Annotated in this window: 16 protein-coding genes and 1 riboswitch; of the genes, 8 read left to right on the forward strand and 8 right to left on the reverse strand. The window is 42.8% G+C overall.

The features are described 5' to 3' along the window. Positions 1 to 297: 297 nt before the first annotated feature. Positions 298 to 1,098, forward strand: coding sequence for a formate/nitrite transporter family protein (locus EP58_RS05155; protein ID WP_036090918.1), 801 nt, complete (start codon positions 298 to 300; stop codon positions 1,096 to 1,098). A gap of 43 nt (positions 1,099 to 1,141) precedes the next feature. Here the strand turns inward: EP58_RS05155 and EP58_RS05160 are convergent, their stop codons facing one another. Further along, positions 1,142 to 2,728 (reverse strand): leucine-rich repeat protein, encoded by a 1,587-nt coding sequence (locus EP58_RS05160; protein ID WP_036090920.1) that lies wholly within the window; start codon positions 2,726 to 2,728, stop codon positions 1,142 to 1,144. Between the two features lie 187 nt (positions 2,729 to 2,915). On the opposite strand from EP58_RS05160, the gene EP58_RS05165 reads away from it, so the two are divergent. Continuing rightward, positions 2,916 to 3,428 carry a GyrI-like domain-containing protein gene (locus tag EP58_RS05165; RefSeq protein ID WP_036090922.1) on the forward strand — a complete coding sequence of 171 codons (513 nt, stop codon included), beginning with the start codon at positions 2,916 to 2,918 and terminating at the stop codon, positions 3,426 to 3,428. Positions 3,429 to 3,553: 125 nt separating this feature from the next. Here the strand turns inward: EP58_RS05165 and metX are convergent, their stop codons facing one another. Then, entirely contained in the window at positions 3,554 to 4,663 is a 1,110-nt protein-coding gene (gene metX, locus EP58_RS05170) for a homoserine O-acetyltransferase MetX (protein WP_036090925.1), read from the reverse strand. 111 nt (positions 4,664 to 4,774) lie between these two features. After that, positions 4,775 to 4,875, reverse strand: a riboswitch (SAM riboswitch). Between the two features lie 311 nt (positions 4,876 to 5,186). On the opposite strand from metX, the gene EP58_RS05175 reads away from it, so the two are divergent. Continuing rightward, positions 5,187 to 5,714, forward strand: a complete 528-nt coding sequence (locus EP58_RS05175) for an HdeD family acid-resistance protein (protein ID WP_036090928.1) — start codon at positions 5,187 to 5,189, stop codon at positions 5,712 to 5,714. Between the two features lie 64 nt (positions 5,715 to 5,778). On the opposite strand, the gene EP58_RS05180 is transcribed toward EP58_RS05175, so the two are convergent. The 3 genes from EP58_RS05180 to EP58_RS05190 all read right to left on the reverse strand — a co-directional run bounded on the left by EP58_RS05180 (position 5,779) and on the right by EP58_RS05190 (position 8,665). Further along, positions 5,779 to 7,149, reverse strand: coding sequence for an LPXTG cell wall anchor domain-containing protein (locus tag EP58_RS05180; protein ID WP_052165034.1), 1,371 nt, complete (start codon positions 7,147 to 7,149; stop codon positions 5,779 to 5,781). A gap of 162 nt (positions 7,150 to 7,311) precedes the next feature. Then, positions 7,312 to 8,037, reverse strand: coding sequence for a Crp/Fnr family transcriptional regulator (locus tag EP58_RS05185; RefSeq protein WP_052165033.1), 726 nt, complete (start codon positions 8,035 to 8,037; stop codon positions 7,312 to 7,314). 88 nt (positions 8,038 to 8,125) lie between these two features. Next, entirely contained in the window at positions 8,126 to 8,665 is a 540-nt protein-coding gene (locus tag EP58_RS05190) for a biotin transporter BioY (protein ID WP_036090930.1), read from the reverse strand. Positions 8,666 to 8,845: 180 nt separating this feature from the next. Here EP58_RS05190 and EP58_RS05195 point away from each other — a divergent pair, with 180 nt between their 5' ends. The 5 genes from EP58_RS05195 to EP58_RS05215 all read left to right on the forward strand — a co-directional run bounded on the left by EP58_RS05195 (position 8,846) and on the right by EP58_RS05215 (position 11,957). Further along, the gene (locus EP58_RS05195; RefSeq protein WP_036059127.1) at positions 8,846 to 9,178 is read left to right on the forward strand and encodes a PadR family transcriptional regulator; all 333 of its coding nucleotides are present in this window, start codon (positions 8,846 to 8,848) and stop codon (positions 9,176 to 9,178) included. Further along, the gene (locus tag EP58_RS16910) at positions 9,171 to 9,749 is read left to right on the forward strand and encodes a DUF1700 domain-containing protein (RefSeq protein ID WP_052165032.1); all 579 of its coding nucleotides are present in this window, start codon (positions 9,171 to 9,173) and stop codon (positions 9,747 to 9,749) included. Before EP58_RS05195 ends, EP58_RS16910 begins: the two co-directional genes overlap by 8 nt. Then, positions 9,742 to 10,770: a DUF4097 family beta strand repeat-containing protein gene (locus tag EP58_RS05205; protein WP_036090933.1), complete on the forward strand. Its 1,029-nt coding sequence runs from the start codon at positions 9,742 to 9,744 to the stop codon at positions 10,768 to 10,770. The genes EP58_RS16910 and EP58_RS05205 overlap by 8 nt, the downstream gene beginning before the upstream one ends. A 52-nt stretch (positions 10,771 to 10,822) precedes the next feature. Beyond that, the gene (locus tag EP58_RS05210) at positions 10,823 to 11,386 is read left to right on the forward strand and encodes a hypothetical protein (protein ID WP_052165031.1); all 564 of its coding nucleotides are present in this window, start codon (positions 10,823 to 10,825) and stop codon (positions 11,384 to 11,386) included. 70 nt (positions 11,387 to 11,456) lie between these two features. Beyond that, complete coding sequence (locus EP58_RS05215; protein ID WP_036090936.1) at positions 11,457 to 11,957, forward strand: GNAT family N-acetyltransferase; 501 nt, start codon at positions 11,457 to 11,459, stop codon at positions 11,955 to 11,957. A 53-nt stretch (positions 11,958 to 12,010) separates the two neighbouring features. Here the strand turns inward: EP58_RS05215 and EP58_RS05220 are convergent, their stop codons facing one another. From EP58_RS05220 to EP58_RS05230, 3 genes are all read right to left on the reverse strand, one after another. Next, positions 12,011 to 12,691 (reverse strand): cyclic nucleotide-binding domain-containing protein, encoded by a 681-nt coding sequence (locus tag EP58_RS05220; RefSeq protein ID WP_036090939.1) that lies wholly within the window; start codon positions 12,689 to 12,691, stop codon positions 12,011 to 12,013. Between the two features lie 137 nt (positions 12,692 to 12,828). Next, positions 12,829 to 13,230 carry a hypothetical protein gene (locus tag EP58_RS05225; RefSeq protein ID WP_036090942.1) on the reverse strand — a complete coding sequence of 134 codons (402 nt, stop codon included), beginning with the start codon at positions 13,228 to 13,230 and terminating at the stop codon, positions 12,829 to 12,831. A 78-nt stretch (positions 13,231 to 13,308) separates the two neighbouring features. Further along, positions 13,309 to 13,659, reverse strand: a complete 351-nt coding sequence (locus EP58_RS05230; RefSeq protein ID WP_036090945.1) for a magnetosome magnetite crystal formation protein family — start codon at positions 13,657 to 13,659, stop codon at positions 13,309 to 13,311. Positions 13,660 to 13,801 lie beyond the last annotated feature (142 nt).

Consider the following 13,801-nt stretch of genomic DNA (forward strand, 5'->3'; position numbering starts at 1 on the left):
TCCATCTGATTTATTAAATGATATCGTTCCATGCTACCAATAAAGTTTAAAGAAATTTATAAAGCTTCTCTAATATTCGCATAAGATAAAGGACGCGATGCACGCTTTCATGTTTAGCCAGCAAACACAATGGGAATGGTAGTCTAGATTCATAAAAATAAATCGGTTTCAGTAACTTTTCAGAAAAAGTGTGAAAATATTTCATTATCGTTAAAATGGTTATTTTCAAAGCGCTTATTTCGTGCTACAATAGTAAAGTTGTGGCGTTATGAAAACTGATTAATGGAGATGAAGAATTTGGACTCAGAAAATAGTACATTAATGCAGAAAATCGATTACAGTACGCGTAAGAAAATCGATCTTGTGCATCATAGTGTTGCCCGTTATATTTTCCGTGCTGTGCTAGCTTGTTTATTTTTAACATTAGGAACGGCGGTTGCGGTTATGATTGGCGACAAGGTGGATCATTTTGCACACGGACTTGGTAAAATCGTTTATGCATTCATGTTCAGCTGGTCACTTGTAATGATTATTTATATGAACGCCGAGCTCGGTACAAGTAATATGATGTACATGACAACAGGTGTCTACCAAAAAATCATTAAACCCGGTAAAGCTTTAGGTATTTTATTTTTTTGTATATTATGTAATTTAATCGGTGGTATTTTGGCTGGGTATTTGATGTCACTCACATCGGCATTCCACGCGTTACCAGCCGACCATTTCTTATTCACAGCCGTTACTGGCAAACTCGAAAAAGAACCATTACAAATTTTTATTGAAGCGATATTTGCGAATATTGTCGTGAACACGGCGGTTATTTGTACGATGCGGATGAAAGACGATGCAGGAAAAATCTTCGCGATGGTCTTCATTATCTTCATCTTTGCTTTCCTAGGTTTCGAGCACGTTATCGCTAACTTCTCGTCATTCTCACTGGCATTCTTTGCCTCAGGCGGTCACTTAGACGCGATGACATGGAGCAGCGTATCAACGAACCTCTCTCTAGCATTACTCGGAAACTATGTCGGCGGTGGTCTCGTTATCGGACTTGGCTATGCATGGCTCAATAAGACGAAATCGATTTATAAAGACTAAAAAATGCGCGGTCTAGGAGATTTTCCTAAACTGCGCATTTTTTCTATGGAGCGAGAACGAGTTCCCACTGGATTTCTGTGCTAAACTTGCCGACGAAGGCTTGCTGACTTGCGATGTTTAGCAAAATGCCGCGATCTTGTGCCCACTGAATTTCGGTCGCGTTATTTTTAGCCGTACTTTTATAGACGGGGAGGGCTTCGTTCGTTAGTGGTGTTTTGTTGCCAGTTTCATCGACGTAAACCAATGCGTTATCTAGCGTTCTTGCTGAGATAGGATCGGTTAAAGGTGCTTTGATTTTTGCATGAACCTCCCAGTCGCTTTTGTGGAACCGTTCGTCTAGGATTTGAATACCTGTGGAAGATGCTCGACGCTTCACTAAAAGATCCCGTTCGGAAATCGCAAAGTCTTCGAATGAAAAGATGGGATACACGGCGCCAAAACCAATCGTGCCTGCGAGGACGCTTACGATATGTTCCGCCGAGGTTGGCCAACTAGTCGGTGTCGCTTGATTATTAATAAAAAAGCGAGCGGTGATGGTTCCGGAATGTGTGGATAGTGCTTGTGGCGTCACTAATAATGATGGCGTTGTTGCGAATAATGCGTTATCTTTGAACCACTGGAATGCGACATTTGTTGTTGGCGCAGTTTTAAAATCGAAGGCTGAAATGGTCAACGGATCGCCTTCCTTTATGGATTGTTCCGTGGAGCCCTTTGGAGAAGCGACAACGGTATTTGTGTGTAAACTAGTATCGCTAATATCATCAAAATTCATTTTATCAGAAACATGAATCAAAAGGTTAGAAATATTGGTGCTTCCAGTAGAAAAGGCAATATCTTGTTCGGCGTATGCTGTATTTTTAATCTCGACATATTCTAACCGTTCAGAATTAATCGCATTCAGAAAATTTCTAGGAGCGATTGAAATACCGTTTAGTTTTAGTACACGCAAATTTTTGAGGTCACCTAGTTGCATCCACGGAGAAACACTTGTTATATTAGGCAAATCTAGGGTATCAATATTTGTATTCTCGAGTGCGGTACTTGTGATTGCCCCCGACAAATTTGGTGCTTCAAAGATAGTTAATAATGTACAGCCAGAAAATCCCCAGTTATTCAAGCTTGTCAGGGTAGAACTTTTGAAAGAGGTGAGTGATAGACATTCTCGAAAAGCACCTGTATCCAGTGATGTGACGCTATTCAGTTCAACTTCTTCCAAACCGCTATACGCAAAAGCATACATCCCAATGGCTCTAATCGTTTTGTTCGTATCAATCAGTGTTTTCAAATGAGGGGCTTGATAAGCTAAAAAGCTGGGAACTTCTGTGGTACCATCTAATTCAAGTTCTTCCAAATCGTGAAAGGTATACACGCCTTGATTACCATACGTTGTCATGTCGCCGATAATCTTTAGCCGCTTAATTTTATTCCCTTGCAAGTCCATGTTTTTCAAGTAGTTCAGCACTTCATTTCCAGTTGCCGCGGAACCAGTGATTTGTAATACGACGTAATCAGGACTGGGAATGCTAGACGTAAAGGCTGGTGCACGTGTCTCTGCGGTTGCTGGTGTGCTTATCAGATGCGGCACTAAGAAGAAGCACAGTGCGACGAGTGTAAGTCCATATTTTTTCATAAGAATAGAGAATCCTCCTTGTATTTTTAATATATCTTTATGATAGCCTTAGTACAGGAGAAAATCTCTAACTTCTTTTTCTGATTTCGCGCATTTTGTGTGGTACAGGTTTTGAAAAGAAATCTGCTTCCAAAAGAGGTATACTGGAGTGGAGTAAAGGAAAACTGATTTTGAGAGGGGTAGAAATATGGACTATAAAATCGTGGAACAGGAAGGCTTTCAAGTCATTGGGGTCAAAAAAGTATTTTCATTTAACGCCGGGCAAAATTTAGTCGAGATTCCGAAGTTTTGGGAAGCAGTGTGGTCGGACGGGACAATGGAGCGTTTGGAGGCGTTGGGGAACGGTGCGGTTTCGCGTTATTTGGGGATTTGCAGCGTTTCTGAGGAGCAGGCGCCGAAACAGGAAATGGATTATTGGATTGCGGTGGAGAATGACGGAGAGCCACCTGCTGGCATGGAAAAATGGCAAGTTCCGAGTTTACAGTGGGCGGTGTTTCGTTCAGTGGGAGCGATGCCCGACGCGATTCAACAAACGTGGCAAAAAATCTATGCGGAGTGGTTGCCAAATAGTGACTATGAACATGGACCTGGGCCGGAGATAGAGGTTTATGGACCGGGTGATAATAAGGCGGACGATTATGAATGTGAAGTGTGGATACCAATCGTCAGCGTGTCGACAAACGCTCATTTTCGTCGTTAAAAGCTCCGTTCCAGTGCTCACATACCCTAGTATGCTCCGCGCTGGTACTCGCTTTTGCCTAGAAACTAAGCATTTGTCGACACGCTGAGGTTTTGCGGAAAATCATATGAGGCGATTTTCCGCACTTATTTTTTCAACTCAATTCGCGAATGCTGCGTCAAGAAAGTACTAATCAGCGGATGAAATTTCTCAACCTCGACCAAAAACGCATCATGCCCATAATCCGAATCTACTTCATAATATGTCACCGGCACATCCCATTCCTTCAAAAGCTCGTAATCCCGACGCAAATCATGAATCCGAAACAGCTGATCGCTCGTCACGCCAACCAACAAATACGGAATCTGAATCCCCGTAAAAAGCGGTTTTTCATCCCGACCATTCACCGTCACATCAAACAAATCAATCGCTTTCGTCAAATACAGGTAACTATTCGCATCAAACCGCTCCACAAACGAATCTCCCTGATATTGCAAATACGACTCGACTTGGAAATGCTCCTTCGAAAAAGCGCCAGGAGAAGAATCAGCCACTGTAAATCGCTCAAACCGCTTTGAAAACAGCTCACTCGTGCGATACGTCATCATCCCGACCATCCGCGCCGTAGCAAGACCACCCTCAGGCTGCCCAACATAATCCCCACCATTAAAATCAGGATCATTCAAAATCGCCATCCGCATAATCAGATTATACCCAATCGCCTCAGGACTTGCCGCTAATGGAGAAGCCAAATTAATCACACTCCCCGTTATTTCCGGATAATCAATCGCCCACTGCGTCGCCTGCATACCACCCATCGAACCACCAATCACCGACACCACATGCACCACGCCGAGCGCATCCAGTAGCGCTTTTTGCACCTTAATAATATCCTTAATCGTAAACCCTGGAAAATGCAATCGGTATTCCGCACCAGTCTGCGCATCCACCGAAGAAGGTCCGGTTGTCCCACTACACCCCCCAAAAACATTCGTACAAATAATAAAATAGTCAGCCGGATCAATCGTTTTTCCAGCTCCGATAAAATCATCCCACCAACCAGCCACGTCCTCCTCAAAATGCTTCGCCGCGTGCGCCGTCCCAGTCAAGGCGTGCTCCAACAAAATACAATTATCCTTCGCCAAAGCAAGCTCACCATACGTCTCAAAGCCAACCACAATCGGCCCAATCGTTTCCCCATTTTCAAGCTTCAACGGTGTATCCTTAAAAAGTTCCATCTGCCTAAGCGTTCCCATGCCATCACCTTTTCTCTCTTTAATAATAGTCCAAAATAAAACCTCCCCATCAAGGCGCCTAATAAGCGTCACGACGGAGAGGTTGAACAAACAACAAATCTACAATCCATTAGCTTATCTTCGCAAAAAAATTGCTGGAATTAGCACCGTGATCACAATGTCCGGTTGCTAAGGTTTCAAAGGGCCAGTCCCTCCACCTTTCTTGATAAGAAGCGTATTAAATTGGTTCTATCATACAATTAGTTGGGCACGTTTGTCAAGAGAAGTAGACAGATTTTTCTAAAGAATGGCACCCAAATCAAATTATGAACTTTTTCTACCTGTTTTTCCGAAAAAAGCGCTCCAATGGTTGTAAATAACAACAAAATAACGCTTGCACATGAGATAAATCAAGCGTTTGTGACTAAAGACAAAATCCATAAAATGTTATCCGATACAAAAAGTGTTTTAATTTAAAAAGATAGGGTAAAATAAGCAACAGAGCCTAAAAATTCTAATCATAAAAAAGGAAGTGTTACATATCATGAAAACATTCACACGTATATTGGTCTTATTAGCCGGTATCGCGATGATCTGTTTAGGAATCTGGTTTGTTTTCCATCCAGGTATTTCTTTACTATCATTCACTCTATTCATCGGAATCTTAATGCTAGTCGTTGGGGTATTCCAAATCATTCAATATTTCTCAAACCGCGGCGGGCAAAAAGTCTCCGGCTGGATTTTAGCGGAAGGAATCTTATCCGTCTTACTAGGAATCCTGCTACTTGCTGACCAATTAGAAGGAACAGTCACACTCGTTCTTGTCTTCGGCATGTGGGTTCTATTCGCAGGAATCATGCGTACAATCGGTGCTTTCGCTGCTAAAAATGAAGGCGTACAAGGCTGGGGTTGGATTTTAACACTTGGTATTCTAGGAATCATTCTTGGATTTATCTCGTTATTCAACCCAATCGTTGGCGCAATCGGTATCGTTATCCTCGTTGGAACATTCTTCATCGTTCAAGGAATTAACTGTATCGCAACATTCTTCTTTGTAGGTAAACTAAAATAATTAAAAATGAGACAAAAAAAGGCTAGAGATCTGAAGTTACAGATCTCTAGCCTTTTTGCTTATATTAGCCACGTTTTCTAAGAAGTGCTACAGCAAGTCCAGAAACAAGGAAGCCTGCGAATACCAAGCCAGCAGAACTATTGTCTCCTGTTTTTGGTAATTCTTTAAGCGTTGTTGTTTTTGTTGGTGCAGCAGGGGCTGCGGCTTTTTTCACTGCTTGAATGACAGCAGGTTTCACTGTATTTTCAACAGGGGCAGGGGAAACTGATAGAGCGGATTGTTTGAATGTGAATGAAGATTCATTACTATACTCGCCAGTTTCAAAATCGATGCTTGCAAGGAGAACTGTTTGTCCATTAACAAGAGGTGTATCTAATTTGATATGGAAGTTACCGTCAGCATCTGCATCTCCCATACCAAGGAGCTCTTCGCCGTCTTCTGAAACGATAAAGACAGTTGTATTTGGTTCAGCTTTACCGTAAACATCTGTAGCGGTCGTTTTTGCTACGTTTACAACAGGTGCATCGAAGAAATATGCATCCTCGCCAAGTACTTCATAAGAAAGAGTCACGCTAGAAGTATTACCGCTAGCATCTTCTGCAATGATAACAGTTGTATGTGGGCCTTCTGTTGATGTATCAAGGAACTCTTTACCGTTCTCAAAGTATACTTTAACGAAGCCAGAGTTATCTGTTGCATCAACCAATTCTTCAGCGTACCACTCTTCATCAATACCTACATAAAAATCATCTTCAAAAACGTCAATCACTGGTTTTGTTGTATCAACCACTGTGTAGTTTGCAACGATGTTTTCAGTCGTTGTGCCATTTGTAGCCGCAACTGTTACTGTTTGCGCGCCTAAGCGATTGACAGCTGGTGCTTTTACGAAAGATAGTGTCACGCCAGATGTTGCCGTTACGAATTTACTTGGATCTTTCACTGCAACATTGATTTCAGTGGTTACATTTGTTTTTGCCGTAGCAAGAGCAGCCGCTTTAACAGGTGCTTTCGCTGGTTCTGTTACTTTGTAGCTCACAACGAATTCTTGAGTTGTTGTGTCAGCTAGAGTTGCAACGATGGTTGTTGAGAATGTTCCAGCAACCGCTGTTTTTGGTTCTGTTCCTGCTTTAAAAGCAAGTGTTGTGCTTGCATCTGAAACAGTTACGAAATCGGCAGGCGTTGTCGTAGCATCTTTAACAAATGATACATCTGTTTTTGGGACGGCTGCTGACACAGCCGCTGCTTTTAGTTGCGCTTGTGGTGCTTCTTCTGTAGCTTCAGGTGCTGTTTCTGTAATCTCTTTAGCTTCTGGAGCTGGTGTTTCTGCGGTTACTGCTGGAACTTGTACTTCTTCCTCCGCGAATACTGGTGCTGCAAGTGAAAAAGTTAGTCCGCATGCGAGCAATCCGCAAGCTAATTTAGTTGGTTTTGACATTCAATTCTCTCCCTTTTATGTGTAATAAGGCTATTATACTAAAGTTTAGTCGAATCGTCACTAAAAATTTGCAACGATTCCCAAAAGAAAGCGCATTCCGTCAAAAATTTGTCACATGTGTGTAATAAAAAACCAGCGATAGAAATATCACTGGCATACTTTTTATTCTTTTGTTAAGGAATAAAGATCGGTATATTTCATGTCCAACATCTCTTTAACCGCTGCCATATCATGTATTTTCCATGGTTTTGGAGAGAGGGAAATGAGACCGTCTTGTTCTAATTTGCGTAGATTAGTGGCTACATAAGCGCGTGCCAAATTTAAATACTTCCCGATTACTTTTTGTGTAAAATAATACGGAATGAGATAAGAGCCATCAGGTTCAGCGCGACCGAAACGCTCGGCGACAATAACGAGACCGGCTAGAATTTTTTTGTCGGACGGTAGATTAGAAAGTGATTCGCGAACGAGAATCGGGTGTGTAAAATTAAGATAGAAGAAATACGCATACCAGAAGCTTTCTTGGCTAAAGGTGATTTTGTCGATAACGTATTGGCGCTCAAATCGGAGCAAGGTAACTTCACTAATAGCTGTGTAGGAAATGGGCGATACGGCGTTTTCTAGGACACTTAAAAATCCTAAAATATCGTCCGGACCGCAGAATGTCAGAATGGAATCATCCCGAACCGTTCCTTTTGACATCGCGACCATTCCTTTTTTGACAACGTAGAAGTGCCGATTGGCGGAGCCTTCTTCCATGATGACTTCATTTCTACGGTATGTAAGTTCCGTATAAGGTGGTGTGTCTTCGTTTGTTTTCATCAAGGTGGCAAGCATTTTGTCGGTATCGAAACTTTCTTTCAGATTGTTGTAATCGTATAGCGTCATATTATGTCCCCTTTTCATACAGATTGTCTTTTTTATTATATCGAAGGAAAGAGGGTTTGTATAACGTTTTCCCTTGAATTCGGAAAATTTAGATCAATTTCCCAGAGACAAGACGTTTGCGGATGCCGATTCCAGCGAGTGCCGCAAGTGTTGCTTTTAGAATGCCTGGGATGATGAATGGAACAGCACCAGCTGTGAAAGCTGTACTCCACGATAGGTCTCCGCTGATTTTTAACCAAATGACGCCGAAAAGTAGCGTGACAAATGAACCTAGGATATTGGCGAAAATAGCGTATGCCATGCCGAAATTTGTTTTTTCGATGATGTATCCTGTGATGTAGGCGTTGAATAGGAAACCGATGATGAAACCACCTGTTGGGCCGAAAATGATGCCGAGTCCAGCGGCCATGCCAGCGAAAACGGGAATACCAATGGCACCAAGGACGATGTAAACGGCGACGGAGATGGTTGCATTGCGGGCACCGAGAATGGTAGCGGCAAGGCCAACTGCGAAGGTTTGTCCTGTGAGTGGGATGGGGCCAATGGGGATTGTGATTTGGGCCAGAATAGCGATAATCACTGCGAATAGGGCGTTAATAATAAGTTGTTTTAATTTTTTATCTCTCATACATTTCTCCTTTGTTAACTTGATATGATATTAGGTTAACATCAAAATAATAAATTGGCAATACTATTTTTTTTCGTCACTACCTTGCATTAATTAGTAGTGCGTGATATAGTTATCTATAACAAGTAGTGATTATTGTTCAGTACTGGAATTTTGACAATAAGAAATGGAGGGTTCGGCATGGAAGTGAATGTGCAGTTTAAAAAAGGTGTGCTTGAGTTATGCTGCCTTTTCCTGATTCATAAGAAGGATCAATACGGTTATGAGCTGGCGCAACATGTTTCACAGTATGTGGAAGTTGCGGAGGGTGCGATTTATCCGGTATTGCGGCGCTTGGTAAAAGAGGGGTATTGCGACACGTATTTGAAGGAGTCGACGGAAGGCCCATCGCGGAAATATTATCAATTAACGGTTAAGGGTGAGATGTATATGACAGAATTAATGTTTGAATGGAAAGATTTTGTGGCGAATGTCAACAGATTATTTGTAGAAGGAGGAGAGCAAATTGGATAAAACACAATTTCTAGATGAGCTCGCGCTAAAATTGGCGGGATTGGATTCTGAGGAAAGACAGGAGATATTGGCGGATTACATGGAGCATTTTGCTGCGGGTGAAACGAGTGGGAAAACGGAACAGGAGATTGTTTTTGATCTCGGGAGTCCGGATGAAATTGCGCGTGATATTTTAGCGGGGCGCGGCGAGTCGTTGCCAGAGGAGCCGTATTATGTGCCGAGACCGAGCCAGCCGAAGAAACGGGGCGCGGGTTTTAAAACGGGCGTATTTTTAGCGATGTTGATTCCGAATTTGGTCGTTTACTCCTTACTGTTATCTTTTTGGGGTGTGGTCGCAGGATTTATTGGATCAACGGTGGGCTTTTTCTTAACGCCATTTGGTTTTATTTTGGACGCGGTATTGAATCAAGCGTTTGAATGGTATAAATTCTTTGGAACGATTGGTATTGTAGGGCTGGGCTTCATTTTCTTCGTCGTGACGATTTGGATGGCGAAAGCGATGATTATGGCTACGGTTGGTTATACGAAATTCAATATGCATTTGATGAAGGGAGAGAGCAAACATGTTTAAAAATAAAGTGAGATTGCTGATTATCGGTGCGGCTCTTCTAGTCGTTGGTGGTATTGGATTTGGACTGACTTTTGATAATAATAATGTGGATCGTGGCGAGTCTTACAATCGTGAGTGGCAGCTGGCGGACGGTGACATTTCGCAAATTAAATTGATGGGTGATCAGGATTTGCGCGTGAATGTGACGGAAAGTACGACTGGGAAAAGTTACGTGACGATGAGCGGGCATCTATCGCAAGAGGCGATTAATCGCTTGGATAAGAGCGTGAAGCCGAATCAGGATAATTTAACGATCGATGTGGAAAATGAGCAGGAATGGTTCGAGTTTTTGGAGTTCCAAATTTACGGGGAGCAGACGGTGACGGTTCACGTGGCTAAGGGCGCGAAGCTTGGCGAATTGGCGAGTGATATGAGTTCGAGTGACCTCGTAGTGCACAATGCGACGGCGAAAACGATTACGCTGAAAAATGGTTCTGGTGAAGTGGAAGCGTCGAATTTGACGGCGGACACAACGACGGTTACGAACAGTTCGGGAGATATCGACTTGAAAAACGTGACGTCGAATCTGGAGCTAAAGAATGGCTCTGGTGAGAGTTCTGTGCAAGGAATGACTGGCGATACGCTGAGCGCGACTTCGAGTTCTGGTGATATGGAGGTGAATCAGGTTACGGCGAAAACAACGATGCTGAAAAATGGTTCGGGTAGTATTGACGGGGAGCAAGTGAGCGGCGCGGTGACAGTGGATAATAATTCTGGTGATATCGAGTTGTCAGGGTTGGATAGCGCGGCGAATGTTACGAGTGGATCTGGCGAAGTAGACTTGACATTTAGCGATGTGACGAAAAATGTGACGGTGGATGCGAGTTCTGGTGACGTGAACATCGAAATTCCAGCAGCGTTTAACGGCTTCTTAGATCTGCGTAGCAATTCTGGGGATATTAAATCGCCGAACATTAAAACGAGCGGCAACAAAGTCATCAAGGTACGTACAGGATCTGGAAACATTAAAGTAGAGCAATAATTTGGAGGTGGGCTCTCGCGCTCACTTCTTTATTTTATGGGGGAAATGGCCGATGAAAGTATACGTGATTTTGACAAAAACAGAGACGATTCCAGGGCGTGCTATTCAAAAATATACGCGAAAACCGTTTAATCATGTGTCGATTAGTTTGACGGAGGATTTGACGAAGGTGTATAGTTTTGGTCGGATTGGGAAACGGAATCCGCTGAATGGTGGGTTTATTGAGGAAGATATGCGTAGTGGTGTCTTGGAAAATGCGGCGACGGCGATTCTTAGCTATGATATTACAGTGGAACAACGGACGCGTATTCAAAAGGAATTGGATTGGTTTTCGCTGACTGCGGAGAATTATCGCTACAATTTTTGGGGAATTTTAGGGTTGGTATTGCGTTTGAATTTGTCGGGGAAAAATGAGTTTTTCTGTTCACAGTTTGTGGGGCATATTTTGGAGCTTGGTGGGATATCGGTCGTAGGAAACCGCGTGCAGCATTTTTTACAGCCATGTGATTTTTTGTATGAGGGCGCGATGGAAGTGGTGTTTTGCGGGGCGATGTCGCGGTATTTGGAGCAGTTCGAAACGGAGAATCAGGAATTGGTGTCGTGTGCTTTGGCGTGACTAAAATGCCAATGAAAGGGTATACTAAGTGATAATGCTTCATCTCAATGGATGAAAGGGGAAATCACAGATGACAGTTGAAATTCGAAAAGGAACGCTAGAAGATATTGAGGCAATCCAAGATATCGCGGTAAAATCTTGGCATGACACGTATGAGGATATTATTCCACGCGCTGTGCAAAATCGTTTTTTAGACATGTTTTATAATTTGGAAACGCTGAAAACGCGTGTTGGTGCGACGCCATTCGCGGTGTTGGAGCAGGACGGAAGTGTGATTGGTTTCGCTAATTTTATCGAGCTTGAGAAACGTAAGAGCGAACTCGCGGCTTTTTATTTGTTACCGGGTGTGCAGAATAAGGGATATGGGACGATGTTGCTTGACGAAGGTATCAAGTTGTTCGCGTTGCCATTGCCGTTATTTGTGAATGTAGAACAGGAAAATACGAATGCGATTGCGTTTTATAAGGCGCGCGGATTTGTGGATTGGGATAAATTTGAGGAGGACTTTTACGGACATAAGTTGGAGACGGTTCGCTTGCAGTTAATTCAACATGTGGAAGAAGAGGTTTAAGTCAGAAAAGCACCACTAAGATTAGATTTGGCGTCTAATCTTAGTGGTGCTTTTTATTGGAGATTATTTTCTGGGATATTTTTAGATTCTAGGATGGCGTTAAACGCTGTGACATTTGTTATCGTCCCATTTTTTTCGAGTAGCTGGTTCGCTTGCAATTGGTTCAAGATGTCGGTGGTGTAGTCCAGTGGCGTGAGAGCGTACTCGGCGATTTTTTGATGATCGGCAAAAGCAGGAAGTTGGATGGCGTTGGATGCAATTGGCGAACCTAGGCGCATCAAGTTGAGTAGGGTAAAGTAAATGCGTTCTTCGGGATGCATGCGGTCGAGCAGAAAATGGTTCTCAATATTTTTTCGAGATTTATCGGAATGCGTGGTGAAAAACGCCTGATCTGGATCTTTTTGACGCACCGTTTCATTGAAAAAAGAGGGATCTATTTTCCACCAAGTCACGTCTGTTAGTGCTTCACAAGCCATGATTTCTGGGGTTTCTTCGTCATCGGATGGTAGATAGGGAAAATCGCCTGCTTGTAAGATTATATGTAGGTATTCGTCTGTTCCAATATCGCGTAAACAGCTTAGAAAACCGCTTTCTATGAGATAGAGGTTATCGCCTAGATGGGATGCAGGAATGGTATCGCCTGTTTTTAATGCTTCCTGAACACAGTAATGATGGAAATCTGGGGCCATTTGTAGCAATGTGAGAATAGGTGGTGTCTCCTTATTTGTATGCATAGTAATTTTTTCCCTCCTGACATAATTATGAATAACAGTTTTATATACCCAAACATGTGGAAAGTTAATCTTCCTTTATTATACAAAAATAGCGATGAAAAATCGAATTTCATCGCTTGATGTGTTTTTGCAGAGAATTATGTGTTGTTTTTTGGAGCGGTTGCTGCTTTGCCACTTGCTTTTTGACCGCCGCGAATCGCGAAGAAAATCCAAGCTAGAATCGCGCATAAAACGCCGCCGAGAAGCGAAATCAAGATGACCATGATGGCGCTGATGAGCTGCAGAATACTTGTGATAATTACGGTAGCGATGACGCCAAACAGAAAGCCCCAGACGATGAAGCGTTTCGCCGTGGCATTTTTGCTGAAGCCGTAGAACATTTCGGCAATGGTTGTGCCGACGAGTATGAGTGGCGCGGCGAACAGAATCGCTGCAAACACGAGCTGATACGTTATTTCACCGTACATAATGGCTTCCATTCCAATGACGGAAAAGATGCCGAGTATAAATACAGTTAAGTAAGCAAAGATAAAACGCATGATGCATTCCCCCATTTCATCCCATATTATATCACAAAAGCTAGCCGGAATCTTCTTCCCAGCTAGCTTTTATACGAATTAATCGATGGAGTTAAAACGTGGATTATCTTCTTTTGCCGTTAGCGCTTGGATACCGCGGATAATGTTGAATAGGGCGAGTACGATGGTCATAAGGCCAACTGCAACGACTAGGCCAAGCCCGATAAAGCCGGTGACGTTCGAACTGTTGGTACTAAATCCGACAATTCCGACGCTGAGTGCGGTGATGATTCCTCCGATTGTTGGTAGTATATGTGTGAATAAAGCCACTTTTGCGTGATGTTTGGTATTTTCCGTGCCACTAAAAATCCAGATGGCAATCGGTACGATAAATGGTGCGAAAAATAGGCTGAAATAGCTGAGTGCGTTTAATATTTTTTGATCGTTCATAGTGATAACGTCCTTTCGTAACTTGATGTCTTTATTATACGATAGTTAGGGACGCATGAACCATTGAATTAGGTGACAATTTGCGGGATGGAACGTTACATTTTTGTAAGTAGTGTGCTCTTAAACTCGGCTTTACACCAAT

Source organism: Paenilisteria newyorkensis (assembly GCF_000766145.1).
Taxonomy (GTDB): domain Bacteria; phylum Bacillota; class Bacilli; order Lactobacillales; family Listeriaceae; genus Listeria_A; species Listeria_A newyorkensis.

Excerpts from the sequence above, each read along its gene's own strand:
- EP58_RS05225 (WP_036090942.1), bottom strand. The coding sequence starts at position 13,230 with ATGCGTTTTATCTTTGCTTACTTAACTGTATTTATACTCGGCATCTTT.
- EP58_RS05160 (WP_036090920.1), bottom strand. The coding sequence starts at position 2,728 with ATGAAAAAATATGGACTTACACTCGTCGCACTGTGCTTCTTCTTAGTG.
- metX (WP_036090925.1), bottom strand. The coding sequence starts at position 4,663 with ATGGGAACGCTTAGGCAGATGGAACTTTTTAAGGATACACCGTTGAAG.
- EP58_RS05205 (WP_036090933.1), top strand. The coding sequence starts at position 9,742 with ATGTTTAAAAATAAAGTGAGATTGCTGATTATCGGTGCGGCTCTTCTA.
- EP58_RS05210 (WP_052165031.1), top strand. The coding sequence starts at position 10,823 with ATGAAAGTATACGTGATTTTGACAAAAACAGAGACGATTCCAGGGCGT.
- EP58_RS05175 (WP_036090928.1), top strand. The coding sequence starts at position 5,187 with ATGAAAACATTCACACGTATATTGGTCTTATTAGCCGGTATCGCGATG.
- EP58_RS05215 (WP_036090936.1), top strand. The coding sequence starts at position 11,457 with ATGACAGTTGAAATTCGAAAAGGAACGCTAGAAGATATTGAGGCAATC.
- EP58_RS05220 (WP_036090939.1), bottom strand. The coding sequence starts at position 12,691 with ATGCATACAAATAAGGAGACACCACCTATTCTCACATTGCTACAAATG.
- EP58_RS05165 (WP_036090922.1), top strand. The coding sequence starts at position 2,916 with ATGGACTATAAAATCGTGGAACAGGAAGGCTTTCAAGTCATTGGGGTC.
- EP58_RS05180 (WP_052165034.1), bottom strand. The coding sequence starts at position 7,149 with ATGTCAAAACCAACTAAATTAGCTTGCGGATTGCTCGCATGCGGACTA.
- EP58_RS05195 (WP_036059127.1), top strand. The coding sequence starts at position 8,846 with ATGGAAGTGAATGTGCAGTTTAAAAAAGGTGTGCTTGAGTTATGCTGC.
- EP58_RS05230 (WP_036090945.1), bottom strand. The coding sequence starts at position 13,659 with ATGAACGATCAAAAAATATTAAACGCACTCAGCTATTTCAGCCTATTT.
- EP58_RS05185 (WP_052165033.1), bottom strand. The coding sequence starts at position 8,037 with ATGACGCTATACGATTACAACAATCTGAAAGAAAGTTTCGATACCGAC.
- EP58_RS05190 (WP_036090930.1), bottom strand. The coding sequence starts at position 8,665 with ATGAGAGATAAAAAATTAAAACAACTTATTATTAACGCCCTATTCGCA.